The sequence below is a fragment of the Neobacillus nitrireducens genome (assembly GCF_030915405.1).
Classification (GTDB): domain Bacteria; phylum Bacillota; class Bacilli; order Bacillales; family Cytobacillaceae; genus Neobacillus.
Genome location: NZ_CP133262.1, coordinates 3,310,266 through 3,337,156, shown reverse-complemented (window position 1 = coordinate 3,337,156; position 26,891 = coordinate 3,310,266). Strand labels below are relative to the sequence as shown.

The window sequence follows — 26,891 nt, the reverse complement described above, 5'->3', positions numbered from 1 at the left end:
AATTTACTAATGGAGTAAATTCCCCATTAAATAAGTAAAAGAGGATGGTTGGTTATGAAAGTCCAAGAGATCATTGTCTCAGGTAATAGAAAGAGATATTTACTTCAAGATAACCATGGGGAATTTGTAAAACCAGTAGTAAAATTCCTCAAGTATATGGACAACACTGGATCTTCCAGAAATACACTCCGTTCTTATTGCTTTGCATTGAAATTATTTTTTGAGTTTCTGGAGCAAAAGCAGGTAGATTACAGGGATATCGGAATTGACAATATGGCGGAGTTTGTTAGGTGGCTTCAGAATCCCTATCGGGATTTAAAGGTAATTAATATAAAACAAACAGATGTTAAAACGAGAAAGGCTTGTACAATTAATATCTATCTTGACAAGGTCTACTCATTTTATGATTATTTGATGAGGCATGAAGACTACGCTTTGGATTTATCTGAGCGTCTGAAAAGTCAGATACTCGCCTCTAGGGGTAGTTTCAAGGGCTTTCTCCACCACACACTTAAAAATAAATCAAAAAATATTATGATTTTGAAACTTAAGGAACCAAGGGAAAAGTTAAAAGTTTTGACATCAGAACAGGTACAAAAATTAGTTGATGCATGTCGGAACGTCAGGGATAAATTTTTATTGGCACTTCTTTATGAGACAGGCATTAGGATTGGTGAAGCCCTATCACTTCACCTTTCTGATATTGTTCCAGCAGCAAAAAAGATCACAATACGAGATCGTGGAGAACTTATTAATGGTGCAGAGATTAAGACAATATGTAGCCCCCGCACGCTTGATATATCAAATGAATTAGCTAACCTTTACCGGGCTTATATCATAGATATTCATACAGACGAGATTGATACAAATTTTGTTTTTATAAAACTTCGCGGGGAACAAAAAGGGAGCCCCCTCGATTATCATTGCATTCAAGCACTTTTTAATCGTCTTAAAGCAAAAACTGGAATAGATGCGACACCCCATATGTTACGTCATACAAATATAACGGAGTTATGGAAAACAGGTGAAATGCGTCCTGAAACTCTTCAAAAGCGAGCAGGACATGCCCATGTGCAAACAACAATTCAAATGTATATTCACCCTTCTGAAGATGATATACGGAATGATTGGGAGAAAGCTATGATGCAAAAACAATTAAGGGAGGAGAAAAATGAAGAGTAACACTGTTGCTTATCAACCCTGCGTAACATCCGAGAAAACGGCAGTGATTCAAGAGCAATTGTGTGGGTATTTTGAAAATGATGTATGGGATTTAACAAACTCCTTTTTTAAGGTATACGGTGGTGGTAGTTCTTGGTCCGCCTCGAAAACAAAAATAGATTTTACATTCTTATCTAATTCAATTAGACATGAAATTAAATTTTTCTTCGCTAATAAATTGGTGAATGAGAGTTTATCCCTTAGTACATTAGTGTTGTATTCATTTTCACTTGTACACTTAAGTCATTTCTTGGAGAAATATTATTCTAAGATTGAGAGTTTGGTAGATATACCTTTTAATCAGGGCTTAATGAAATACAAAACTTTTTTGACCAATACAGGTATCAGAATAATAACAAAGAGTGGCAATAACTCCTCACATATTACAGTTTTTAATTCAATTATTAAATATTTATCTCACTTCTATGATACACGGGAAGAGCTTGAGAAGGATGTATGGGATTTGAGAAAGATACCGAATGCAAGGTATACAATAAACGGAACCCATTATCTCCTTTCTTTTGAGAAAATCCCTACACCATTTCGAAAAATAGTAAAGGAATATTGTGCTTATGCATTAACCTATTTAAGTCAGGGTAAATTAGCTGGTCATATTATAGGGATCAGTAGTTATTTAAACTACGTTAAGGGACAACATCCAGATTGGAAAGATTTTAGCCAATTAAAAAGAGAAGACATTGAAAAGTATTTAATTTATTTTAATCAGAGTAACTCCTCTTATAGCCCATATTATAGGAATTTTTTGATTTCATCTGTTAAATACTTTTTAGAGTATCTTCAACGTTCTGAACGATCTGAAGCTCCGTTAAAGCATATCGGCACATTATTTTTTAGGGAGGATTTTTTGAAGCAACCGAAGCAAAATGAAAATCAAATTAAATATATTCCTGAAACCGTCATGAATCAGTTGGAGCTTCTTATAAACCTGAATCCAGAAGACGTTAATCCACCTATGAAGGATAATGAAAAAGAATATGTACCAATTGTGATATTACTTATAGCTACCGGATGGAGAATAAGTGATATTTTGAACCTCCGGTTCCAAAATTGTTTGATACCCACAAACAATGGTTATTATTTACAAGGAGATATTCCAAAAACAGATGTGAAACAACACCGAGTGCCTATTGATAAGGAACTAGCTAAAGTTTTACAAGTCATTATAGAGCAAACAAAAGACAAAACAACACATAAGAACAATCCCGAAGGGTATTTATTTGTTCGAACAAAAGGAAAACGGAAGGGAAAACCTTTCACTGACCAAAGTATTCGCGATGCATTAAATCGTTGGGCTGAAAGATATTCCATTGTAGATCAAAACGGAACTGTCTATCACTTTGGAAACCATGCATTCCGGCATACAAAAGGTGTAGAATTAATCAACCTTGGAATGAATTTAACTCACATTATGAAATGGTTTGCCCATTCTTCACCTGAAATGACAATGAGGTATGCCAAAATTGCCGATGATACCCTTAGAAAAGAATGGTTAAAGGCACAAGAAAAAAAGGGTCCACTCTTACGAGTTGACCTTGGTATGGCGAGAGTATCAGAAATGAATTTGGATGAGGACCTTATCCATTGGGAATATATTCAAAGTAATATTGAGGCAGTACGTGTTCCTTTAGGCTATTGTTTGGCTTCTAAAAAAGAGGGTTGTCCATATGTAATTACACCTTGTTTAACATGTCCTAATTTTTGTAGAACCCCCGAAAATCTTCCCGATTTTAACAGAGAAATCAAAAAGGTTGAAGAACATATAGAAATGACGAGGCATTACCCAATATACAACGAAAAAACGCTAGAACAATTGAACAATCTAACAAGAGTTAGGGATCAACTTACCGAGGGTAAAGCTCACCGTGGTTCTAGTGCCAAAAGAATATTACTACAAGCTCAGGAAAGAAAAGATAGTGTGGTGAAATAATGAAACACAAAAGAAATACTGAGGCAGTCGTTGCATATGCAAAAAAGAAAAAAGAAGAAACAGTTGATAAGGTTGAACAAACGATTAAACAATTGATCCAGCAGAATGAAAAAATAAATTTCAATACTGTTACAATCGCAGCAGGAGTTTCTAAGTCTTATTTATACAACCAAACTGAACTAAGGGAAAGGATTGAAACCCTTCGTCAGCAACAACGAGAAGTGGCATCTCCAAAGAATATAAAGAAGAATATGAATGTTGAGAATAAAGATAGCTTAATTCAAGTCTTTCGCGAACGCATTCGAGAATTAGAAAAGGAAAACAAGCAATTAAAAGAGGAAATTAAAAGAGTTAACGGTAAGCTATATGAAAACTTTTAGGAGACAACTTTATTACGAAAATTTGAAGAAAGGCTCTCACGTTGTGTACATATACACAACGTGAGAGCCTTTTATTTCCTTACATTTTAATTATTTTAGTCTTGATTTCATGATAGGTGCCTACTTATTAATAAACAAAAAAATTGACGTATGAATTGGCATACGTCCTTTTCTCTATTTATTAAGGTTTCATTTAACTATTTTATTGAACTTTATAAGCTGGTCGATAAAAAGCTGCTGATTCCCGCATCTAGGATCAAGAGGGTCCGCACTTATCGGTTGGAGATCAGGTTAAGCACCCGAGCTGATAAATAGACGGAAAAAGTCCGCTTAATTGGAAATTATTATTAAAAAGAGCTTAAATAGGCGGAGAGATTCCGCCTATTGACTCGAAAAATTTGAAAATGGGAGATATTACTTTGCATAACCGGAAATTCTCCGCTTATATTCCCCGAAATGAGCTCTATTTTGCATTTAGCCGGAAATTCTCCGCTTATTTTGCTTTTGCTGGTTACTCGATTAAGGATAACTCATCTTATAAAAGAAGAAGTATTTTACTTTTTTATATACCAATAACGATGCCAATACGACGGTCATTTCGGCACGTATTTTAAGAAAGGCACTTCAAAACGGAACCCTTTACAAGCTACGAGGGGCTTTTTCCAATGATATTAATATTCCTTGTGCAGCAAGGTACAAAGCGTGCACCAATCGCGAATGATGATCTTCCGCGATTTCATATCGATGATGCCATCCTTTTTTAACTTAGAAAAGACACGGCTTACGCTTTCTCTTGTCGTTCCGACGACGGTTGCAAATTCTTGAATGGTCAAAGGAATCTCAATATCCCATCGGTTAAGTCCCGTATTAAATTTATTTCCGAGCCGTTCTAACGTTTTCACGGTCTTCGCATAAACATCAAGCAAGGCAACGTCTCGTAATTGTGAAGTCATTTCCCGTAAGGTGTCACTCATATAACTGATCATTTGCATCGACAACTCCGGGTAGTTGAATAAGTCCCGCTCTAATTCCAACTTATCTAAAAAAAGGACCCTTCCGTCCTGGAGCATCGTCGCTGTTGCTGGATAGTATTCGGTCCTCTTAGTAAACAAACAGGCCTCTGCAAACACATCCCCTTTTTGCTTCACACAAACGATGATTTCATTGCCATTTTCATCCTGCTTCGTCAGCTTGACCGCTCCTGAATAAATGAAATAAACACCTTTGGCCGCCTCTGCCTCGTTAATAATCCGTTCGCCCTTCTTCAGGTCCAGTGTTTGAATCCTTTTTTCAATAATAGATAACGACTTGGATGATAAATCCTTAAAAATAACAATTTTCCGCAGTAAATCTGTTTGGACTGCGTTTGCGCCATGATAGACTTCTAGATTCGGTTCTTTTAAACAATCGAATTGATTCAACCTTTTCACCACCCTATTTGGAATTTTCCTTTTGCTGAATACTTACCATCTATTGTAAAGTAATCAATCCAGTGATGTAGTGACGTAATTCACAAAATGTTCAATATTATAAAGCCAATTGCCGCAATCAGTTTCACATAACGTTCAAAATCTCCCAAAAAGGTGTGAAGTATATCACATTTTTCCCCCTTTGCAGCGTTTAGGATGAAGGTGTTCATTATATATAAAAAGGAGGGGAAAAGATGAATAAAGCCATTATTAGTTTTGTAGTCTGTGCAATACTTGGCTTTGGACTTGGCTACTTAGTATTTGATGTAATCATGGGAGATTCTGGTAAGCAGCCTCAAGTAGCACAAACATCAACAACAGAAAAGACAGAAACAGCAGCTGCTGCCAAAGAAGAAGGTACGGATGCAAAGGAAGCTACAACCGTTTCAGCTAGTGAGGACAACATCCTAAACAAGAAGGGCTGCCTTGGCTGTCACAGTGTTGAAGCCTTAAATATTAAGGGTGGAGCCGTAGGACCAGATCTTTCACAAGCGTTTGTTAACGTTGAAGGAAAGCATGGCAAGCCGATCGAGGAATTCCTGAAAGCGCCTACTTCTGCCGTGATGTCAGGCGTTATCGGCAAAAACCCATTAACTGATGAAGAACGCACACAAGTGTTAGACCTACTTAAACAAGCTTCTGAAAAATAAAACAGGTGGTGTAATTAGATGAAAAAATGGATTCCGATCGCATCGGGACTCTTAGCAGGGTTTGTTGCAGCAACCATCTCTTTTGCTGATTTCTCAGCAAAGACGAATACCGAAGCTGCCTCCAGCACTAAGAGTGATGCAGAAAAGGTATATGTTCCATTCGGTCAAAAAGATGATTATTACCTATTTGCCTCAGGCGGTCACTCTGGTCAAATGTTTATTTACGGGGTTCCGTCGATGCGGAAAATTAGAACGATTCCTGTATTCTCTCAAGATTCTGCGACAGGATACGGTTTCGATGAGCATTCGAAAAAAATGATGGGCGACTATACATGGGGAGACCTTCACCATCCGGCCTTCTCTGAAACAAAGGGTGACTATGACGGTAAATACATGTTTGCTACAGATGTAGGGAACAGCCGTGCAGCTGTTGTCGACCTTAAAACATTTACAACAAAAGATATCATTCAAGTTCCAAACACTGCCGGCCCGCACTGTGCAGCATTCGTAACAGAAAATACAGAGTACATGTTCTTACCAACTCGGTTTGCTGTACCGGTTGGCCAAAAATATGAATCACTTGACAACTTTAGCGATCAGTACCGCGGCGTTATGTCGGCTGTAACCTTTAATGAAAAGAATCAAAAGCTAGGTATTGCCTATCAAGTGGCGCTTCCACCATGGTCCTATGACCTTTCTGATGCTGGTAAAAAGAGTTCAGCTGATTGGGCTGTTATGACAACCTACAATACTGAAGAAGCTACAACAAACTTGGAAATCAATGCATCACAAGCAGACCGTGACTACATCGTTTTGTTTAACTGGAAAGAGCTTGCAAAGATGGTTAAGGAAGGCAAGTACGAAAATGTTGGCGGTCAAAAAATGATTTACCCTGAAAAACAAAAGGGTGGCATTTATTTAATTCCGGTTGCTAAGTCACCACATGGTGTTGACGTAACACCAGATGGTAAGCAATTTATTGCTTCAGGTAAACTTGCACCGACAATGACTGTCTTCTCGTTTGAAAAAGCCTTTGAAGCTGTTAAAAACAAAGACTTTGCCGGAGAACGTAATGGGATTCCGATTCTTAATTACAAATCAGTCATGGAAAGAGAAGTTAACCCTGAAAATGCTTTAGGACCGCTTCACACTCAATTTGATGACAAAGGCATGGCCTATACAACGATGTTCATTTCTTCTGAAATCGTGAAATGGAATCCAAAAACAGGTGAAACACTAGACCGTGTACCTGTTCAATATTCTCCTGGACACTCTGTTGCCGCAGAAGGCGATACCGTTGCACCAGATGGAAAATGGCTTATTGCTTTAAACAAGATTGCTAAAGACAGCTACTTATCTGTTGGACCATCCCATCCTGAATCCATGCAATTAATTGATATCAGCGGGAAAATGAAAGTCATTCAATCGTCACCAGTAGACCCTGAACCGCACTATGCACAAATGATTAAAGCGGATAAGATCAAAACTATTAATGTCTATCCGAAGGATACAAAGAACAAGGATGCAGTATACAAGCAAAGTGATACGAAAATCGTCCGCAACGGTAACAAGGTCGATGTATACGGAATTGCCATGCGTTCGAAATTCATCTTTGATGCAAAAGCAAAACGTCCAGATGTGATTGAAGTTAATGAAGGGGATCACGTCTCCATTCATCTAACGAATATTGATTTCGATGAAGATATTACCCATGGATTTGCCATCAACAGCTATAACTTAAACATGGAAGTTCAGCCTGGTCAAACCAACACAATGGAATTTGTTGCGAATAAAGCAGGAACCTATCCACTTTATTGTACAAACTTCTGTTCAGCGCTACACCAAGAAATGAACGGTTACTTCCTTGTAAAACCAAAGAAATAGGAAAAGCGGAAGCGCCTGTTCAGCGACGTATGGACTGGAGCCCTTCGAAAAAGATAAAGGAAACACGAAGAGCGTTAGCGATTCGATGTTGACTTATCGAATTGAGGAGGGCGAAGTACACTAGTCGCTAGGCGCTGAAGCTAGACAGTAAAAAGTTGGCGATGGGTATCAATTCTAAGGATTGATACCCTTCTCTATTTATCGATGATCCCATAAAAAAGGCGATGTTTAACATGAAAGGTCAAGCAAAAAAATTATCAGTAGTTTCTTCATTGATACTAGTTGCTTCAAGTATTTTAATAGTTATCTCACTTTTTTTCCCGTGGTGGAAAATGGTCTTTGTGGCTCCGCAATATCCGGAAGGCTTAAATATCATTGTTTATCCTAACAAGCTTGCGGGTGAAATTGATATTGTTAATGGATTAAATCACTATATCGGTATGGCAAATTTCAGCGAAAAGAACTTCCCTGAATTATCGTATTTACCCTATTTAGTGGGTGGTTTAGCTGCATTAACTCTATTAACAGCTCTTTTACGGAAAAAATCAGTTTTATACGGCTTAATCGGTCTATTTGTAATTGGCGGAGGTCTTGGTGTCTTCGACCTGATGCATGCACTGAAAAAATTCGGCACGAATTTAGATCCTCATGCACCGATAAAAATGGATCCATTTGTTCCGCCTATATTAGGGCATAATACAGTGGCAAACTTTCAAACTGACAGCCTGCTTGGCTTGGGAACCTATTTGGTAATCGCAGCATTTATCCTGCTCTTAATTCCTTTATGGAAGGATCGAAAGTAAATGAAAAAACTTACGCTCTTATCTTTCATTTTTTCTCTATTTCTATTGATGAGTCCTGAGAAAAAGCTGGCAGCCGAAAACTTACAAACAACCATCGACAGCCTGAAAGAGGGGGCGGTCTTACAACTTGAAAATGAAACCTATCAGGGCAATATTGTCATCAACAAACCACTGACGATTATTGGCTCTAAAAAGACCGTGATCAAAGGGGACGGTACCGGGAATGTCATTTCTATCAAGGCCCCTCATGTGAAGCTGAGTCATCTAACGGTAACACATGGTGGTATGAACCGGAACTCTGCTGAGGAATACGCGGCCATCAAGATTTATACCAACAAGAATATTGTCGAACATATTAACATCCGCGATTCCTTTCACGGCATTTATTTAAGCCAGGCTCACAAAAATAAGATTCGTTTTAACAATATTAAGGGAATGGGTAAAGGCAAAATTGCCGAGCAGGGAAATGGGATTCACGTTTATTATGCCAATGATAATCTGCTTGAAAAAAACACGATCGAAGGCACCCGGGACGGAATGTTCTTCGAATATGCCAACAACAATCACAGCTATGCAAACAATATCAGCCAGACAAGATATGGACTGCATTACATGTATTCCGATGAAAACATTTTTAAGAAAAATACCTTTACGATGAACACCGGCGGCGCCGCGATTATGAACTCGAACCATTTAAAGCTCGAGGATAATCAATTTATCGTCAACTACGGCAACCAATCCTTTGGCTTGTTGCTGCTTCAAGCGAATGACAATCTAATAGCCAATAATACCTTTTACATGAACCAACGTGGGATGTATATTGATCAAGCGACAAGAAACGAATTTTGCCACAACCTAATCGCTCAAAACCAAATCGGGATCGAACTGTGGGCGAGTTCCAATGAACAAGTTTTCACCTTAAACCAAATTTCTGAAAATACGATTCCTGCTGTAACTCTTGGCGGCAATAATGAGAATAATTCCTGGAGCAAGAATGGCAAAGGGAATGACTGGGGCAGTGCGTTCCCAATCACCGATTTAGACCAAGACCAGATTGGGGATTTTCCGATAACCTATCATTCATCTTTATATCAATTAATTGAGGATCAAGAATTATCCTATTTATTTTTAAAAAGTCCAGCACTGAAGATTTATGAAAAAATGAACGCCGCACTTACAAAGGAAGCGGTCATGTTTCATGACCCACACCCACTAACCACAGCAAAAGGAACGCATACGAATGCAGTTTTCCTTATTGTCAGCTTAATAATTGTGGGTATTTTAATAAAAGGGAGACACCTACTATGCATTACATTTGGAAGGAATGGAAGGAAAATATAAGAGGAAAAGGACTTTGGCTAAGTTTAAGCATTATTGTTCTGATTTCAATTGCGATTTTATTTCGTTCCTCAGTCCTTTCATTTGATAAAGGCTTTTATGTGCTCTTAATCAATCTATTTGATACGATTATCTATTTTATTCCGATTCTATGTTTATTTATCGGGGCCTTCTCGATTTTTCAGGAAAAGGAACAGAAGACCTTGATCATGCTACTGACGAAGACAGACCATTTTGGCAGCTTTTTGATGAAAAAAAGCCTTGGGCTTTATGCCGTCGTCCTTGTCCCGCTGATTACTTGGTTTTTCATCTATTTATTTCTACTAAAATTTAATTTCCAACTTGATATTAAAGGTTACTTCATCTTTATAGCAGCGATCGTTTGCATGAGTCTCGTCTTTCTGCAAATGGGGGCGGCGATCGGCAGTTTTAGCCGCTCGCGCATGCAAATTTTAGGGTTCACAATTTTTGTCTGGTTCTACTTTTTCTTCTTACATGATTTTATCTTGCTATCGTTCTTGCCTGATGTCACACATGAAAATGTGAAACTATTCTCTTCGGTCTACTTTTTAAATCCGCTTCAGGCGGTTCGCATGTTTCTGGAAACGGGCACAGGGGTATATTCCTTCGGCCATATGTCGAGACTCTTACAAGCATTTATGTGGACGAAACCGGTATTCTTTTTACTTGGAAATCTCTTGTTTTGGCTTGTCGTTTCATTTTTCACAGCAATTGTTTTCAACCGTAAGGAGGGCTACGAATGATTAAAGTGATAAACTTAAACCAGTCGTTTGGAAAAAAAAACGTCTTGGATTCAATCAATCTAGACATTAACTCAAATGAAATATGTGCCCTTGTCGGCCGTAATGGGGCCGGTAAATCAACGTTGATCAATAGTTTACTTGGATTACTTCCTGTAAAGCAAGGGGAAATTTTGATTAACGGGATTGCTGTAAACAAGAAAAATGAGGAATGGAAAAGAAGTATTGCTTACCTGCCGGAGAAATTCATGCTTTATCCGATGCTGACTGGACTTGAAAATATGACATTTTTTGCAGAAGCGGTATCCAAGGCTGCTAATCTGGAACGGATCGAGCAGGTTCTTCGCTCAGTTAGCTTGTGGGACGACCGCGCCGTTCAAGTCAAGCAATATTCGAAAGGGATGCTGCAGCGCCTTGGTTTAGCGATTACCCTTTATCAAGATTCAAGCCTGCTCATCCTCGATGAACCGACGAGCGGCATCGACCCGCTCGGCAGAAAAGAGATTTTGGAGGTGCTTGGTTCGCTGCATGATAAAACCATTCTGCTGTCCTCCCATCATCTCGATGAAATTAAACAGATATGTACTCATGTCGCTTATTTGGACAATGGAAGAATGGAAAAGTATACTGTAGAGGACTTTTTACTAACTCATGATTTAGGAGGAATCAGTTCATGAAGATACGGTTAACACTTGGCATACTCTTGCTGATTGCTTTACTTACGGGGTGCGCTTCCGCTCCTGATTATAAAGTAACGGTGACGAAAGACCTTTATTTCGTCAAGGATACAGCCATGCCTTTTGAAATAAAAGTAACGGAAAATAAAAAGGCTGTAAAAGGACTCGATGTGTCGGCCGAATTGTCGATGACCAAAATGGATCATGGCAGCTACGATGTGAAGCTTGAGGAAGGAAAGAATGGCACTTATTCTGGAAAAGTAAATCTGCCGATGGGCGGCAAATATGAGGCAGCATTGACGTTAGAAAAAGACGGGAAAAAGACCGAGAAAGTCATCGAGATGAACGTTACCAAGCCAGAAGGTGTCGCCAAGATTAATGGTGAATGGATTACCGATGAGGATATCAGCTTCTATAAGCTGATTAACAAGATACAGCTTGAGATTAACCGTGAGGGCGCTAAGAAAAAATACAAAGGTAAACAGTTAGAGGAAGAACTAGCCTATTTAGAGTCACAGGAAAAGACCATCGAGGATAAAAATCAATTATTAACGCAAATCATTCGTCTCCGTGCGATAGCATTACTGGCGAGTGAAAAAGGCCATAAAGCAACGGATGCCGAGGTCGATGCAGCTCTTCTCAAAGCACGTGAACAATATAACCAATATGAACCCGCTAAAAAGCTGATTAACGAATACGGAGAAGAAAAGTTCTGGGCTACAGAAAAACAGCAGTATCAAATGATTGTCATGTCCCAGAAGGTCCAAATGGACTTAATCAACAAAGTTAAAAAGGAAAACCCCAAAGCCGGTGAACAAGAAATCTACTTCCAAGCTCAAAAAGAATACGAAGAACTCCTTGTCTCCCAAGTTAATTCCTTGAAGATTGAGATTTTGTAAGAAAGACTGGCATTTTTTAAAAAGTAACTGAGAAAATTAAAATAATAATACCATTTGCATGACAAAAAGAGATTGGAAGCCCCAATCTCTTTAAATTTTTTACTAATTGTTATTGGTATTCCCTTCAATGAGCGGATTTTTTGGTCCAATGAGCGGATTCTGGGTTTTAATGAGCGAATTTCATGGTCCAATGAGCGAATTCACGCATTCAATGAGCGAATCCCAGTTTTCAATCACAAATATCGGACTTCCTGCCTTTCCTTAAATAACTTCAAGAATAGCCTTCGCTACGCCGCTTTCCTCATTGGTGTCAGTAATTACATCGCAAAGAGACTTAATATAATGATCAGCATTCCCCATGGCAACCGCTCTTCCGGCCTTTTTAAGCATCGAAACATCATTATAATTATCACCAATTGCCATTGTTTCCGCTAAATCAATCCCACTCGACATCACAAAGGACTCCAGTGCAATCCCCTTTTGAGCCTGTATATTAGTAATTTCCAAATTATCATGGCCTGACGTTGATACGGCAAGTCCTTCTAGTTCAGATAGAGACCGGTTTGCAGAAGCTAGCCTGTCTGCATCAAAGGAGAAGGCCAGTAATTTATATATTTGATAGTCTTCATCGGCAAAAAGTAGTTCATAATCTTCAATAGAGTGGATTAACCCCTCACGGATTCTTGCCCCTGCTGTCTCCGTAATCTCCTCACGATCCACTTCAGGGTTAGCACTCATAACAATATCAACAAGAATCGACACGGCCTTGTCCGGATCGATCGTGAAAGCCCCTTGATTGGTGTAAACTTCGAAATAAACATCCTTTTCCGTCAGCCTCGCCGCTACCTCTCTTGCCATTTGTTTACTTATGGGTGTTGCTGAAAGAATTTCTCCCTCCTTGGAGCGAACCTCCGCGCCATTCGCACAAATAACCGGGCAGGTTAAGCTAGCCTGAGCTAGGACGTAAGTTGCCTCTTGATATGACCTTCCAGTTGCGACTACAAATTCAATTCCTTGCGCTTGTGCTTTTACGATTGCTTCCTTATTTTCCTCGCTGATTAATTGATTGGAATTCAATAATGTTCCATCCATATCTGATGCGATACATTTAATCATGTTGTCCACCCTCATTCCATTTTCATTATTGCCATTTTAACATGATTACCAAAACATTATCTTCCAGATGCTCAAGCTAAATACTTACTTCCTTCCCGAACACTTAATGATGCCAACCGCGTTCCCTCAATAAACGTCTTAACAGAAGCAGGATTAGTCTTTGAAAATTCCCGCAGTGCCCAGCCAATCGCCTTTTGGATAAAAAATTCCTTGCTGTCTGCATTTTGTTTTATGTAGTGATAGAGCACCTCTTCATTCGTTTTCCCTTTATATTTTAATTGAAAAAGCAATGCCGCTCTGCGCAGCCAGAGATTCTCACTGATGGCCCAGACATCGATGGTGCCTGACACCACCTCGGGGAACTTCTCAGCAATTGTCCCAACCGGCTTGGGGGCAATTGCATCGACGGTATCCCACCATGACTTCGTTTTGATCAGCTCTTCCATAAAGGGTAAATCTGCTTTCTCAAGCTTTTTCAGTGATTTTTCCATATAAACCAAGGCCGTGTATTGATATTCCCGTTCTTCCTTTGCCCAAAGTTCTTGGATGAATTCATGGTTAAATGAATCTTTTAATAACCCAGTTTCTTGAAAAAATTTCTTTTCCAACTCACTTCGCTGTGGTTTCTTAATTCCCAGGAAAGGAAAATGGTCTTTCATATATTTCTTCATCGATTCGGCATTTGCTTCATTGCGGTGTTCCTCAAACAGTTTAGTCAGCAAGTCTACTTTTAAATGCACTAGAATCACTCCTTGCAATTAGTTTGGCTAATGTTAGTTATTCCGCTATTTTTCCATTTTACCTCCTGTAAATGTAATCAGAAAAATATGAATTGACTATTAATGGTTTTAATGGTTTGATTACTGAGTTAAGAAATTATTAACTCATTTTTCTGTCATAATAAGTGAATAGTAAGATTGAACTTTTAATGAAATAAGGAGTGTAATGAATGGGGAAGAAGCAAGAAAGGGAAGAATTATCAAGAGGTTTAAGCAATCGTCACATTCAGTTAATTGCTTTAGGAGGAGCGGTTGGTGTCGGACTTTTTTATGGTTCCGCTTCAACCATCCAATTGGCTGGTCCTGCCGTTATTTTTTCATACATGTTTGGTGGACTGATCATTTTTACAATCATGAGGGCTCTTGGTGAAATGGCCGTTGCTGAGCCAGTTTCAGGATCATTTAGTTCCTATGCTAACCGTTATCTTGGCCCTTTTGCCGGCTATTTAACAGGCTGGACTTACTGGTTTATGTGGGTCATAGTAGGTATGGCAGAAATTACGGTTGTCGGCGTTTATGTGAATTACTGGTTTCCTGATATTCCTCAATGGGCTTCAGCCTTTGCAGCCTTAGTAGTAATCACAGGAGTAAATCTCATCAATGTTAGAGCTTATGGTGAATTTGAATTTTGGTTTGCAATGATTAAGGTGATCGCCATTATTGGAATGATTATCGCTGGACTTGGAATCATTCTTTTTGGTTTTGGGAATGGCGGAGATTCTCTCGGCTTTAGCAACCTTTGGTCCCACGGCGGTATGTTTCCTAATGGCATGAAGGGTCTCCTCCTCTCACTTGTCATGGTCATGTTTTCTTTTGGAGGAGTGGAATTAATTGGTATTACGGCAGGAGAAGCGCATAATCCTAAGAAGACGATCCCTTCAGCCATTAATAGTGTCATTTGGCGAATACTAATTTTTTATATTGGTGCACTTGGCATCATGATGACTTTGTACCCATGGAATAAAATTGGCTCAAATGGAAGTCCATTCGTCTTGATATTCGATAAGATTGGCATTCCTGGGGCCGCTGATTTAATCAACTTTGTCGTCTTAACCGCAGCACTATCTGCCTTTAACAGCGGACTCTTCAGCACGGGAAGAATGCTTTACAATTTATCCTTACAAAATAACGGACCAAAGTTCTTTGGAAAATTAAATAAATGGAGTACACCAAGCAGGGGGATATTATTCTCATCTGCGTTCCTATTAATTGCTGTTATCTTAAATTACTTTGTTCCAGAAAAAGTATTCCTTTACATCTCTGCTGTCGCCACTGTTGCTGTTATTACAAGCTGGACAATTATCTTAGTTACCCAAATTAAGTTTAGAAAGGCAAAATCTAAGGAGGAAATTAGAAACCTTGAATTCAAGCTTCCCTTCTTTCCTTACTCTTCCTATATTGCCCTTACCTTTTTAGCATTGGTCATTGTCTTAATTGCCTTTATCGATGGAATGAGAGTTGCTTTAGTGGTTGGACCTGTATGGTTCTTGGTCCTTTATATCGGATTTAGACTTAAGGGGAGCGTAAAGGGCGGAAAACCAATAGAAGATAAAAAGGCGGTTTAAGTTGGAAATGTTCTGCATACATAAAGAAAAACGCTGATGCCAAAACTAACTCTAGCTTATTGAAAAGGAGTTTTTTAATTGACGAAGAAATACAACAAAGGCAGCCAGAATCAAAACTCTCCCGAGGCAGGGCACGCCGAGGCTAAATTTGCCGCCGAGTTTGTCAGCGGTGATAACAGTAAAGGCAATAAACGCAACAAGGGGCAGAGTAGCAAAACGAATCCAAACTCATAATAAAAAAGTCGACTTTCTCATTTGAAAGTCGACTTTTTAGTCTTTATTTTCAGGATTAAATTTTATTGCTGGGTTATAAATAAATGCACCCGAAACATTTTCAGAAGGCTGTTTATTCTCACCTCTAAATTGATCCTGCATTTGGAGGTTTGCGCTTTCTGCTTCAGAACTTCTCTCTGTAGATGCATGGACCTTCCCATCTTCAAGCTGAGTGTTCATCTTAATGTTTGCTTCAACCGTTTCATTGGCTAAGTTCATATCTTTTGCCATTATTCGCGCTCCTTTTTTTTAAAAAGTTTAATCTTATGTTGCCCCAATGACCTCTTTGTAAGCTATTTTTTTCATTATTAAAGTGTCATTCAAATGAAAGAACTGCCCCATTTAGGGACAGTCCTTTCTTATTAGTGGCAGCTAAATGAACGGATTCGGTTTAAATCCATTCCGTAATAATCCCAGTAGTATCCACGCCAGCGATACCCGGCGATAGATGTTCTGCCAACGTAGGTTGGGTAATACCAGAAGCTTCTTCCATTATTCAACCAAACATAGGTATAGCGGTACAAACAGTGTCTAATTCCGCCTGGGTCTACTGCATATAATCCAACTGTTTCATGTGGGATGAAGGTTGGTGGCGGTGCAGTCGGTGCACCTCCATAATGTGGGCCTCCTCCATATGGTGGATGATATCCTCCTTCGTGCGGCGGCGGCTGATGACCTCCTCCGAACGGCGGCGGCTGGTGACCTCCTCCAAACGGTGGCGGCTGGTGACCTCCTCCGTGCGGCGGTGGCTGGTGACCCCCTCCATGTGACGGCGGTTGGTGACCCCCTCCATGTGACGGCGGTTGGTGACCCCCTCCATGTGACGGCGGTTGGTGACCCCCTCCATGTGACGGCGGTTGGTGACCCCCTCCATGTGACGGCGGTTGGTGACCCCCTTCATACGAAGGTGATTGCCGAAGATTGTTTTCAAAAGAAAAATTAGGCATACTACCATGACCCTGAGGGTAATTTAAATTATCCACGGATTTAGTCCCCTTCTATTTATTTTCCCTCTAATGTATGCGCTTCGCCTAATTTGGTGAAGTATTAATTAATAAATTTGATGATAGGCTGAAGTTTAGTTATTCTACTTTACTCGCTGCAAGTTCCCTAATCTCCTCAGCAATCTTACTTTGGATCCGTTCAACGACTGAAAAATCCATGGCGGCGATATAAATTCCCTCTAATTCATCATGCAGTTCCTTTGCCTTCGCCAAATAAGACGTAGCATCAACCATTTTATTTTTATAATTCGTTGAGATTTTACTAATGATATCCTCAAAAATTTCATCAGTTCCTGGAGCAATCAGTAATTCATACATATCAATGATTTCATCGCCATCTCTGCTCGGGAAATATTCGTGCGGGGCGGTACTATCAAAGATAGCAATCCCCAGCTCCCTGAAAATAACCATATCAAGACTATTCGGGTCAAATCCGCAGTGATACACCTCGACATCGACCCCTCTTACTTCGGCCGCTGCCGCAAGCTTCTTCAGCATCGTGGACTTTCCGGACCCCGGGCGCCCTTTAATAAAGTAGCGTTTTGGAATCTCTTCCGTTAGATTTGGGACAAAATCGACCGCTCCTTTTGGTGTGGCTGCCCCTAAAAAGCGGTGGCGGATATCTGAATTTTTGCTGAGCTTCATTTTACCAAAAAAGCTATCAATTAATTTATTAGTCAATTGATCGGCTTTCTTAAAGTCCATGCTGTTAATATAAATCTTTTCCCAATCATCGTGGATATCCAGCGCTTCTTTATAGGTATCATACGCTTTATGGAAGGCTTTAATAATTTGGTTGGATAACTTGAGGATCGTGTTTTTATGAATCGCTAGTGCACGGGCATCCCAGGCTTCCCCAAGGTTGATATATTCATCGATTGCCCCGGGTGCAATCGGTTCAATCACATGCGGAGCAGTTCCATCAACGATGCCCACCCTTAACGCTGGAATCAACACACCATCAATAGAATTGTTATCGGAAGAACAATGTAAAAATTCAATATCATAACCCTTTTCCAGCCACTCATTACCAACTTTTTTCATTAGTGAGGACTTCCCGGTTCCCGGGCCGCCTTTTAAAATAAATAATCGGTCAAGTCCTTGCAGATTAGTATCATATAAATTATGAAAGCCTCTCGCTGTATTACCGCCTGCAAAGTAATTTTTAATTTTCCCTGCCACTGTCAACACTCCCTTTTATAGTGACACTCGAAAGATAATTTTAAATTTCACCCTATCTTATGCGATTGCCGCCCATAGGTGAGTGCCTAGGGAAAAAATCTTACTTAATTATCGGGACAATGTCAGCTTTTGTAACATCCGTTAATTGAACTGGGTCTAAAACCATTTGCACCCCAATTTTTCCGCCGCTTACAATAATCGATTCGAGTGACTTACTGCTTTCATCAATAAACGTCTTATATTCCTTTTTCATGCCAATTGGCGAACAGCCGCCGCGGATATATCCGGTCCATTTCTGAATATCCTTCACCGGAAGCATTTCAATATTCTTTTCACCGGCTGCTTTGGCTGCCTTTTTCAAATCCAATTCCTCGGTAACGGGAATTACGAAGACAAATACATTCTTACTTGAGCCTTGTGCAACCAGCGTTTTAAAGACTTCCTTTGGGTTCCTGCCGATTTTCTCCGCAACAGAAACACCATCGATTTTTCCATCTTTATTTTCGTAAGTAAGCATTTCATAGTGAACTTTTTTTGCATCCAAAATGCGCATAGCGTTCGTTTTAACCTGTGCCACTTTACAAATTCCCTCCCTGACTTTGAAGATTACGATCCAGATTCAGCATACTAAATCAACGGAAATTACACAAAATCACCCAAAATCTGTCACCCGTTTGTCACTCTATTAAACCATTATTATAGTACACTTAACTTAACAATAATAATTTACTTTCATTCCCAGAAAAGATATTATTTACATTTTCACTATAATTAAATTATCTATGTGAAATTCCTCACAAACAAAATATATTTACCTATACAAAAGAAAGAAGTTGTTGGCCTAACTAATCTACTTGAGGTGGAATTTATGAAATACGATTTAGTTCTGTTACATGCACCAAGTGTTTATGACTTTAGAAAGAATTCCCTGCTTGCCGGTCCCATTAGTGATGTAGTTCCTTCATCACCTGTGTTTGAAATGTACCCAATTGGAATCACCAGTATTGCAGAATATCTAGAAAGGTACGGTCTTCGGGTAAAAATTATTAATATCGCCAATCGGATGCTGATGAGTGACAAATTTGATGTCGAAGCGAAGTTAAGGAAAATTAACACCAAGGCGTTCGGGATCGATCTTCATTGGCTGCCACATGCACACGGCAGTATTGAGTTAGCAAAAATCGTCAAAAAACTACATCCCGATACACCAGTCATTTTCGGCGGACTATCATCCACCTATTATCATAAAGAGCTCATTGAATATCCATGCATTGACTTTATTATGCGCGGCGATTCAACCGAGAAGCTTATGCTTCTTTTAATGAATAAAATTGAACAAGGGAATACCCACTATGCTGACATTCCCAATTTAACTTGGAAGAAGGGGAGCGACATTGGCTATAATCCGCTTACCTACGTTCCAAAGGATTTAGATGATCTTGATGTACCTGGTTATCGCTATGCGATCCGCTCTGTTTTTAAATACCGGAACTTCCTTGATCCGCTTCCGTATAATGGCTGGCTTCAATATCCGAATACAGCCTTACTAACAGCGCGAGGCTGCTCACAAAACTGTCTCATCTGCGGTGGTTCCAAGGATGCATATGATCAAAACTGTAACCGGAGCTCGCTTGCCTTAAGGTCACCCGAAAAACTGATTGAGGACATTAAATTCATTTCGCGCTTTAGCCGGGCACCGATTTTTATTCTACATGACCTGCGCCAAGGTGGACGGGAATACGTGAAGGAATTTTTTAGCCGGTTGAAGGAACTTCATCTGAAAAATGAGATTGTTTTTGAATTATTCCAGTATGCAGACGAAGAGTTCTTTAAACAAATGAATGATAGTGTCCCAAATTACAGCATTGAAATCACCCTTGAAACACATGATGAAAAAATCAGACGCTATAACGGGAAATTTAATTGTACCAACCCAAAAGTCATCGATACACTTAATTTTGCTCTAAAGCATGGCTGTAAAAAAATTGATTTATTCTTCATGGTTGGGATTCCCGGACAGACCTATAACAGTGCCTTAGAAAACATCGATTTCTGTGAAAAGATTCATCTTGCCTGCAAACAAGATAAACGAATCTTCTACTTTGTTGCACCACTTGCACCATTCCTTGATCCTGCAAGCCCTGCGTTTGAAAATCCCGAACTGCACGGCTATAAAAAGTTCTGCCATACACTCGAAGATCATCGCAAGGCGATTTGCCAGCCTTCATGGAAGCATATGCTAAGCTATGAAACAAAAGATATGACACGTGATGACATTGTTAACTCAACCTACGAATCAGCTCAACTACTAAATGATTTCAAATTAAAATACGGTCTGATTGATGAGGATGGCTATCTAGAAATTAAGTGGAAAATCGAGAAATCAATTGATTTTATTGAAAAAATTGATTATGTTCTCTCCCTGTCTGAAGAGCAGCAGCCTATTGAATTAGCTAAAATTCGTGAGGAGATTGAGGAGTTAAATAAATATAGCATTTGTGGAAAGAACGAGTTGAAGTGGGAAGCACCCAAAAATTACGCGAACTTCTTTTCACTTACATTAGTCGGCCTCGAACAGCTCTATGAGGATTATGAAAACAAGATTAGACATCTATTACAACCAAAGCGCCGCCAGCAATTCCAGCTTGACCCTGAACAGAGAAAAATGAAAATTTAATCATAAAAGGAGATGAAGGGATTCCCCTCATCTCCTTTTTCAGGCGGTTTAGTGCCCGCCAAGATAGGCATTTCTTATTTGGTCGCTTTGATTTAGTTCTTCAGCTGTGCCTGAGGCAACAATTTTACCCGTTTCAATAACATAGGCACGGTCGGCAATCGAAAGCGCCATATTCGCATTTTGCTCAACTAATAGAATCGTTGTGCCTGTTTTATTGATTTCTTCAATAATCTTGAAGATTGTTTTTACTAACAATGGAGCAAGACCCATGGACGGTTCGTCTAAAAGTAATAGACGCGGCCTAGCCATTAATGCCCGGCCCATGGCAAGCATTTGCTGCTCTCCACCTGAAAGAGTACCAGATAGCTGCTTACGGCGCTCCAAGAGGCGAGGGAAGAGCTGAAAGACCTTTTCAAAATCTTCTTGAATGCCTTTTTTATCTTTACGAAGGTATGCACCTAATTCAAGATTTTCCTCAACGGACATATTTGAAAAGACACGGCGTCCTTCCGGTACTTGCGAAATACCTCTTTTAACAATTAATTGAGGAACCTTGCCAGCCACGTGTTCATTATCAAAGACAACTTCACCATTTTTTGGCTTTAGTAATCCAGAAATCGTTTGTAGGAGCGTACTTTTCCCCGCACCATTGGCGCCAATCAGTGTGACAATTTCCCCTTGATGGATCTCGAGGGAAACGCCCTTTAGTGCGTGGATATTTCCGTAATATACATTTATATCATTAACTTTTAGCATTAGGAGACCTCCTCCCCAAGATAAGCTTCGATGACTTTTGGATTATTTCTGATTTCTTCTGGAGTGCCATCTGCAATTAATTGCCCATGGTCAAGGACATAGATTCGCTCACACACACCCATAACCAGCAGCATGTCATGTTCAATTAAAAGGATCGTTAATGAAAATCGCTCGCGGATTAACGCAATTAAATTCATTAGTTCTTCTGTTTCCTGTGGGTTCATCCCAGCAGCCGGTTCATCGAGTAGCAATAATTTTGGATTTGCAGCCAAGGCCCTGGCAATTTCAAGACGACGCTGCTGACCATATGGTAAGTTCTTCGCCTTTTCATGCATAAACTTTTCCAGGTTGAAGATTTTTAAGAATTCAATTGCCTTTTCCTCCATTTCTTTCTCACCTGAAAAGTGAGAGGGGAGGCGAAGAATGGAGCTCAACATGGAATGCTTGGCTAGCGAATGGTAGGCTACCTTTACATTATCGAGAACAGAAAGTTCACTAAACAAACGAATATTTTGAAATGTCCGGCTAATACCTTTTTTTGTGATTTTATAAGGTGCTTGTCCGTTTAGTCTTTCGCCATCTAACGAAATACTTCCTTCGGTCGGAACATAAACACCTGTTAACAAGTTAAAGAATGTCGTTTTACCTGCACCATTCGGGCCTATTAAACCGACAAGTTCACCTTGTTTTAATTCCAAGTTTACATCTGATACAGCCTTTAATCCGCCAAAACGAATTCCGGCATTTTCTACTTTAAGCAACTGTTTTCTTGTTGTCATGCTGTACTCCTCCTTTAGCAGTTTTACCAGCTTTAAAGAATGAGGTGATTTCTCTTGTACCGAGCAGCCCTTGCGGACGGAAAAGCATCATCGCGATTAGGACAAGGCTGTAAATAACCATTCGTACTTCTGGATAGCTGGAAAGGTAAGTTGAAATAATGGTTAACAGGATGGCCGCAATAACTGCTCCTGACATACTTCCTAACCCGCCTAGTACAACAAAGATTAAAATATCAAATGACTTTAAAAAGCCAAAGTTTGTAGGTTGGATGATATAAAAGTTATGCGCGTACAAGGCACCGGCGATTCCCGCAAAAAAGGCACCAATCGCGAAAGCTGTAACTTTATAAAAGGTTGTATTAATTCCCATCGCATCTGCAGCTATTTCATTTTCTCTGATTGAAATACATGCTCGTCCGTGTGTTGAGTTAGTAAAGTTCACAATAACAATGATCGTTAGCACTACACAAGCAACCAGCCATGGCCATGTTGTTAAATGGGAGACTGTCATCCCGCTTGCACCGCCGACATAGTCAATATTTAAAAAGACGATTCTCACAATCTCTCCAAAACCAAGTGTCGCGATGGCAAGATAATCTCCTTTTAGTCTTAGGGTAGGAATCCCAATAATCAGCCCGGCCACTGCTGCTGCCAAACCGCCAACAAGGATTGCAACTGGAAATGGCAAGCCCAGTTTCATGGTCATAATCGCTGAGGCGTAAGCGCCAACTGCAAGGAACCCTGCATGTCCAATTGAAAATTGTCCTGTAATCCCGATAATCAAATGGAGACTTGTAGCTAAGATAATATTAATACCGATAAAAAATAATGTGTTTACATAAAACTGGTTCAATGTGCCACCAGTGATTAAAAATTGCATAATAACCGAAAAAACAATGGCTGAAACAATCGAGGTCCAGAAAAACTTTGCTTGTTTAAATATATTCATCGCTAAAAGACCCCCTTAAACCTTTTCCCTGATATTTTTACCAAATAATCCTGCTGGACGGAAGATTAAGATTAAGATTAGGACGACAAATGCTACACCGTCGCGCCAGAGAGAATAGCCTGCTGCACTGACAAGCGACTCGATTACGCCTAATACTAAACCGCCGGCCATCGCACCAGGAATAATTCCGATACCGCCTAAAACAGCGGCAACAAACGCTTTAAGCCCTGGGATAATTCCCATTAATGGCTCAATTTTTGTGTAGTAGACACCAAAGATCACACCAGCTGCTCCAGCAAGGGCAGAGCCAATGGCAAAGGTTGCTGAGATCGTGTTATTCACATTAATCCCCATTAATCTAGCAGCATCCATATCGTGTGATACAGCCCGCATGGCTTTACCAATTTTTGTTTTATGAACGATAAATTGTAATAAGATCATTAAGAATAAAGATGTTCCTAAAATAAGAATGGACTGACCGCTAATTTTCACTCCAAAAATCTCTAAGCTCTTCAGTGAAACAACTCCATCCGGATAAGCTTCCGGTTGGGCACCACGTGCATAAATGGTTCCATATTCGATGAATAGTGAAACTCCGATTGCCGTAATTAGAGCGGCAATTCTAGTCGCATTTCTAAGCGGTTTGTAGGCAATCCTCTCGATTAATACACCAAAAATGGCGCAAGCAACCATCGAAATAAGTAAAGATGGGAAAAACCCTAAATCAAGAATCGTAATGGAATAAAAACCTATAAAGGCACCGACCATGAAGACATCTCCATGAGCAAAGTTAATCAATTTTACAATACCGTATACCATTGTGTACCCTAGGGCGATTAGTGCATAAATACTCCCCAAGGATATTCCGTTGACAAGCTGCTGTATTACTTCCATCTGTTATACACTCCTTTGGACCGACTTCACGTATCTTTTTTTAAATACAATTAAACAATCTTTGCATGTTGGGAAACTTGCATTTCTTTAATAAAGTAGAATAGGGAGACGTCTCGCTCCCTATCCCTCTGGCAAACTATAAAAATTTGTCAAGCTACGCGCTTAGGCGCTTCTGCTTTTCATTAAGGATTGATCTTAGTTTTAAATTGTTGTTCACCATTTTTGTACTCAAGGATAACAGCGGCTTTAATTGGATCATGGTTTTTATCAAGCTTCACATTTCCAGAAACAAGCTGTAATCCATCTGTTTCTTCAAGCGCTTTGCGGATTTTTTCAGAATCGCCACTTCCAGCACGTTTAATCGCATCGGCAAGGAAGTAAACTGTGTCATAACCTAAAGCTGTAAAGGCATCTGGAGATTTACCATCGTATTTTGCCTTGAACGCTGTAACAAAGTCTTGAACCTTCTTATCACTGTCACCAGATGAATAGTGGTTAGTAATAAATGTGTTATTAAGTGTATCTTTACCTGCAATTTTTACTAGATTAGGAGAGTCCCAACCGTCACCACCCATGATTGGTACATTTAAGCCAAGTTCACGAGCTTGTTTAACAATTAAACCAACCTCTTCATAGAAACCGGGAACGAATATATATTCCGGATTTGCTGCTTTTATATTTGTTAAGGTTGCACGGAAATCTGTATCTTTTGCCACATATGCTTCTTCCTTAACAATTTTTCCACCATTGGCCTCAAAATTCTTTTTAAACGAAGATGCAAGGCCTTTAGAGTAGTCGCTTGAGCTATCAATTAGAACAGCTGCACTCTTCACCTTTAAATCATTGGTTGCAAAGTTTGCTGCAACAGTCCCTTGGAATGGGTCAATAAAACAGGTACGGAAAACATAATCATTTAGCTTTCCATCTTTATTCGTGATTGTCGCGTTTGTTGCCGTTGGTGTAATTAATGGAATTTTGTTATCTTGGGCAATCTGTACTTGTGCTAAGGTGTTTGTACTTGTTGCAGCACCAATCATTGCGACTACCTTATCTTGTGTAGCAAGTTTAAGGGCACCACTTGTAGCTTCTGCTGCATCAGACTTATTATCAACCGTCACTAATTCTAATTTTTTGCCATTAATCCCTTTTTTGTTGATTTCTTCGATGGCTAATTCAATACCCTCTTTTGCTGATTGACCATAAGAGGCTACTCCGCCAGATAGTTCGAGGTTCGCACCAATTTTAATCTTGCCGCCTTTTTCCCCATCACCACTAGCACTTGAATTACATCCTGCCAACACCCCCGCTGCAACCATAAACGACATAAAGATACCAGCTAATTTCTTTTTCCTCATGATTTACCCCCTGTTTTTTAAAAAAATTTTCCCAAACGCCTTTGTCTAACTGTTTTAAAAAAAGATAATATTCTGAAAACATTGTACAAAATATTTGGGGGTTCGTCTAGTGATATTATAAATTATTTTAAGATAATTTGCAATATAGCAAAAATACGAATTTTAATCCCCCAAAAGCCTTTATTCCAGTAAAGTTGAAAAGGATTTAAATTTCGTTAGGAAAATAAATTCCCTTTTTCTAATATTTTGGTTAAATATGATTCAATGTTGAATATATAAAAAAGGAGACTCCAAAATTAGGAATCTCCTTTGAGTTATTACTATACTAATTCTGTATTCTTCGTTTCTTTTCCCAATACAAAAACGGTCAATGCTCCAATTAAGACGGCGATACAGAAAATCATAAAGATGGTTGAAATCGATACTTGCCGGGCGACTAGATTACCAACTAATAGTGGTCCTAACACGCCGCCAACCCTTCCAACCGCTGCTGCCATACCAGAGCCTGTCCCACGGATAATCGTTGGATATTGTTCGGGGGTATAAGCGTAAAGGCCGCCCCAGGCACCTAGGTTAAAAAATGATAATAATATTCCTGAGACCATCAACAAAGCTGTTGATTCTGCTGCACCAAAGAAATAAGCACTTATTGCCGTACCAGTTAAATAGACCACTAAAACGAACTTACGACCGAATTTTTCAATAAACCAGGCAGCTGTAAAATAGCCTGGCAGCTGTGCCAGCGTCATGATGAGCACATATTCAAAGCTTTTAATTAAGCTGAACCCTTTCATAATCATCACACTTGGCAGCCATAGAAACATTCCATAATAAGAGAAAACAACACAAAACCATAAAATCCAAAGCATTGTCGTTTGACGCCGATAATTCTTAGCAAATAGATTCTTTATGCTTTGGAGGACGGAAATCTTCTCCTTTTTCTTAACTGCCGTGAAACGAGGTGAATCCGGAAGCCCTATGCGTAAGTATAGGGCATACAAAGCAGGTACCGCACTGATAATTAATGCTATTTGCCATCCGAATTTTGGAATAATGAAATACGATATAATAGCTGCCACTAACCAGCCGCCCGCCCAAAAGCTTTCCAGCAGAACAACGATCCTGCCGCGCTTTTCAGCAGGGACACTTTCTGATACGAGCGTTGAGGCAACAGGCAGTTCCCCTCCAAGGCCTGCCCCAATGAAGAATCGCAGCACTAAAAAGGCGGTTAATGTGGTTGTCATCGCGGAAAGACCGCTCCCAATCGAAAATAAGAGTAATGTGATGATAAATACATGTTTGCGGCCTATTTTATCTGCCATTAAGCCAAAGATAAGTGCACCGACGGCCATCCCAATCGAATTGATACTCCCAATCCAGCCCATCTGTCCAGGAGTCAGGTCCCATTCTACCTTTAAGGCGGCGATGATGAAGGAGAGCATGCCGACATCCAAGGCATCAAACATCCAGCCCATTCCGGCGATACCAAGCAGTTTCCGGCTTGAAATTTCCTTTTTGCTATTCATGTAAAT

26 protein-coding genes are annotated in these 26,891 nt (G+C 39.7%); 13 read left to right on the top strand and 13 right to left on the bottom strand.

From position 1 onward, the window contains the following. Positions 1-54: 54 nt before the first annotated feature. The 3 genes from RCG22_RS16160 to RCG22_RS16150 are packed head-to-tail and all read left to right on the top strand — an operon-like array spanning position 55 to position 3,549. The gene (locus RCG22_RS16160; protein ID WP_308103760.1) at positions 55-1,182 is read left to right on the top strand and encodes a tyrosine-type recombinase/integrase; all 1,128 of its coding nucleotides are present in this window, start codon (positions 55-57) and stop codon (positions 1,180-1,182) included. Continuing rightward, positions 1,172-3,169 (top strand): tyrosine-type recombinase/integrase, encoded by a 1,998-nt coding sequence (locus RCG22_RS16155; protein WP_308103759.1) that lies wholly within the window; start codon positions 1,172-1,174, stop codon positions 3,167-3,169. The genes RCG22_RS16160 and RCG22_RS16155 overlap by 11 nt, the downstream gene beginning before the upstream one ends. Continuing rightward, entirely contained in the window at positions 3,169-3,549 is a 381-nt protein-coding gene (locus RCG22_RS16150) for a DUF6262 family protein (RefSeq protein WP_308103758.1), read from the top strand. Before RCG22_RS16155 ends, RCG22_RS16150 begins: the two co-directional genes overlap by 1 nt. A gap of 671 nt (positions 3,550-4,220) precedes the next feature. Here RCG22_RS16150 and RCG22_RS16145 read toward each other — a convergent pair. Further along, entirely contained in the window at positions 4,221-4,970 is a 750-nt protein-coding gene (locus tag RCG22_RS16145) for a Crp/Fnr family transcriptional regulator (RefSeq protein WP_308103757.1), read from the bottom strand. 242 nt (positions 4,971-5,212) lie between these two features. Here RCG22_RS16145 and RCG22_RS16140 point away from each other — a divergent pair, with 242 nt between their 5' ends. The 7 genes from RCG22_RS16140 (at position 5,213) to RCG22_RS16110 (ending at position 12,030) form a co-directional block, all read left to right on the top strand. After that, positions 5,213-5,668, top strand: a complete 456-nt coding sequence (locus RCG22_RS16140; RefSeq protein WP_308103756.1) for a cytochrome C — start codon at positions 5,213-5,215, stop codon at positions 5,666-5,668. Positions 5,669-5,686: 18 nt separating this feature from the next. After that, a complete protein-coding gene (nosZ, locus tag RCG22_RS16135; RefSeq protein ID WP_098260237.1) occupies positions 5,687-7,552 on the top strand; it encodes a Sec-dependent nitrous-oxide reductase in 1,866 nt (621 codons plus the stop codon). A gap of 233 nt (positions 7,553-7,785) precedes the next feature. Next, positions 7,786-8,355, top strand: coding sequence for a hypothetical protein (locus tag RCG22_RS16130; protein ID WP_308103755.1), 570 nt, complete (start codon positions 7,786-7,788; stop codon positions 8,353-8,355). After that, entirely contained in the window at positions 8,356-9,696 is a 1,341-nt protein-coding gene (gene nosD, locus RCG22_RS16125) for a nitrous oxide reductase family maturation protein NosD (protein WP_308103754.1), read from the top strand. Further along, positions 9,660-10,457: an ABC transporter permease gene (locus RCG22_RS16120; RefSeq protein ID WP_098260240.1), complete on the top strand. Its 798-nt coding sequence runs from the start codon at positions 9,660-9,662 to the stop codon at positions 10,455-10,457. The genes nosD and RCG22_RS16120 overlap by 37 nt, the downstream gene beginning before the upstream one ends. Continuing rightward, the gene (locus tag RCG22_RS16115) at positions 10,454-11,131 is read left to right on the top strand and encodes an ABC transporter ATP-binding protein (RefSeq protein ID WP_308103753.1); all 678 of its coding nucleotides are present in this window, start codon (positions 10,454-10,456) and stop codon (positions 11,129-11,131) included. Before RCG22_RS16120 ends, RCG22_RS16115 begins: the two co-directional genes overlap by 4 nt. Then, a complete protein-coding gene (locus RCG22_RS16110; protein WP_308103752.1) occupies positions 11,128-12,030 on the top strand; it encodes a FixH family protein in 903 nt (300 codons plus the stop codon). Before RCG22_RS16115 ends, RCG22_RS16110 begins: the two co-directional genes overlap by 4 nt. A gap of 261 nt (positions 12,031-12,291) precedes the next feature. Here the strand turns inward: RCG22_RS16110 and RCG22_RS16105 are convergent, their stop codons facing one another. Beyond that, positions 12,292-13,146: a Cof-type HAD-IIB family hydrolase gene (locus RCG22_RS16105; RefSeq protein WP_308103751.1), complete on the bottom strand. Its 855-nt coding sequence runs from the start codon at positions 13,144-13,146 to the stop codon at positions 12,292-12,294. Positions 13,147-13,217: 71 nt separating this feature from the next. Then, positions 13,218-13,886 carry a DNA alkylation repair protein gene (locus RCG22_RS16100; protein WP_308103750.1) on the bottom strand — a complete coding sequence of 223 codons (669 nt, stop codon included), beginning with the start codon at positions 13,884-13,886 and terminating at the stop codon, positions 13,218-13,220. 209 nt (positions 13,887-14,095) lie between these two features. On the opposite strand from RCG22_RS16100, the gene RCG22_RS16095 reads away from it, so the two are divergent. After that, positions 14,096-15,490: an amino acid permease gene (locus RCG22_RS16095; RefSeq protein WP_308103749.1), complete on the top strand. Its 1,395-nt coding sequence runs from the start codon at positions 14,096-14,098 to the stop codon at positions 15,488-15,490. 78 nt (positions 15,491-15,568) lie between these two features. Then, on the top strand, positions 15,569-15,724 hold the full coding sequence (locus RCG22_RS16090) for a hypothetical protein (protein ID WP_308103748.1): 156 nt from the start codon (positions 15,569-15,571) through the stop codon (positions 15,722-15,724). A 36-nt stretch (positions 15,725-15,760) separates the two neighbouring features. On the opposite strand, the gene RCG22_RS16085 is transcribed toward RCG22_RS16090, so the two are convergent. From RCG22_RS16085 to ybaK, 4 genes are all read right to left on the bottom strand, one after another. Then, positions 15,761-15,994 (bottom strand): hypothetical protein, encoded by a 234-nt coding sequence (locus RCG22_RS16085; RefSeq protein ID WP_308103747.1) that lies wholly within the window; start codon positions 15,992-15,994, stop codon positions 15,761-15,763. A 131-nt stretch (positions 15,995-16,125) separates the two neighbouring features. Next, a complete protein-coding gene (locus RCG22_RS16080) occupies positions 16,126-16,746 on the bottom strand; it encodes a proline-rich domain-containing protein (RefSeq protein WP_308103746.1) in 621 nt (206 codons plus the stop codon). Between the two features lie 99 nt (positions 16,747-16,845). Then, complete coding sequence (locus RCG22_RS16075) at positions 16,846-17,949, bottom strand: PRK06851 family protein (RefSeq protein ID WP_308103745.1); 1,104 nt, start codon at positions 17,947-17,949, stop codon at positions 16,846-16,848. 100 nt (positions 17,950-18,049) lie between these two features. After that, the gene (ybaK, locus tag RCG22_RS16070; RefSeq protein ID WP_098260248.1) at positions 18,050-18,526 is read right to left on the bottom strand and encodes a Cys-tRNA(Pro) deacylase; all 477 of its coding nucleotides are present in this window, start codon (positions 18,524-18,526) and stop codon (positions 18,050-18,052) included. A 291-nt stretch (positions 18,527-18,817) separates the two neighbouring features. Here ybaK and RCG22_RS16065 point away from each other — a divergent pair, with 291 nt between their 5' ends. Then, complete coding sequence (locus RCG22_RS16065; RefSeq protein ID WP_308103744.1) at positions 18,818-20,626, top strand: TIGR04190 family B12-binding domain/radical SAM domain protein; 1,809 nt, start codon at positions 18,818-18,820, stop codon at positions 20,624-20,626. Between the two features lie 48 nt (positions 20,627-20,674). On the opposite strand, the gene RCG22_RS16060 is transcribed toward RCG22_RS16065, so the two are convergent. The 6 genes from RCG22_RS16060 to RCG22_RS16035 form a co-directional block, all read right to left on the bottom strand. Continuing rightward, positions 20,675-21,382: an ABC transporter ATP-binding protein gene (locus RCG22_RS16060; protein WP_308103743.1), complete on the bottom strand. Its 708-nt coding sequence runs from the start codon at positions 21,380-21,382 to the stop codon at positions 20,675-20,677. Next, on the bottom strand, positions 21,382-22,161 hold the full coding sequence (locus tag RCG22_RS16055) for an ABC transporter ATP-binding protein (RefSeq protein WP_098260251.1): 780 nt from the start codon (positions 22,159-22,161) through the stop codon (positions 21,382-21,384). The genes RCG22_RS16060 and RCG22_RS16055 overlap by 1 nt, the downstream gene beginning before the upstream one ends. Then, positions 22,136-23,110, bottom strand: a complete 975-nt coding sequence (locus tag RCG22_RS16050; protein WP_098260252.1) for a branched-chain amino acid ABC transporter permease — start codon at positions 23,108-23,110, stop codon at positions 22,136-22,138. Before RCG22_RS16050 ends, RCG22_RS16055 begins: the two co-directional genes overlap by 26 nt. A 15-nt stretch (positions 23,111-23,125) precedes the next feature. After that, positions 23,126-24,004, bottom strand: coding sequence for a branched-chain amino acid ABC transporter permease (locus RCG22_RS16045; protein ID WP_098260253.1), 879 nt, complete (start codon positions 24,002-24,004; stop codon positions 23,126-23,128). 182 nt (positions 24,005-24,186) lie between these two features. After that, on the bottom strand, positions 24,187-25,359 hold the full coding sequence (locus tag RCG22_RS16040) for an ABC transporter substrate-binding protein (protein WP_308103741.1): 1,173 nt from the start codon (positions 25,357-25,359) through the stop codon (positions 24,187-24,189). 320 nt (positions 25,360-25,679) lie between these two features. After that, positions 25,680-26,885 (bottom strand): MFS transporter, encoded by a 1,206-nt coding sequence (locus RCG22_RS16035; RefSeq protein ID WP_098260255.1) that lies wholly within the window; start codon positions 26,883-26,885, stop codon positions 25,680-25,682. Positions 26,886-26,891: the final 6 nt, after the last annotated feature.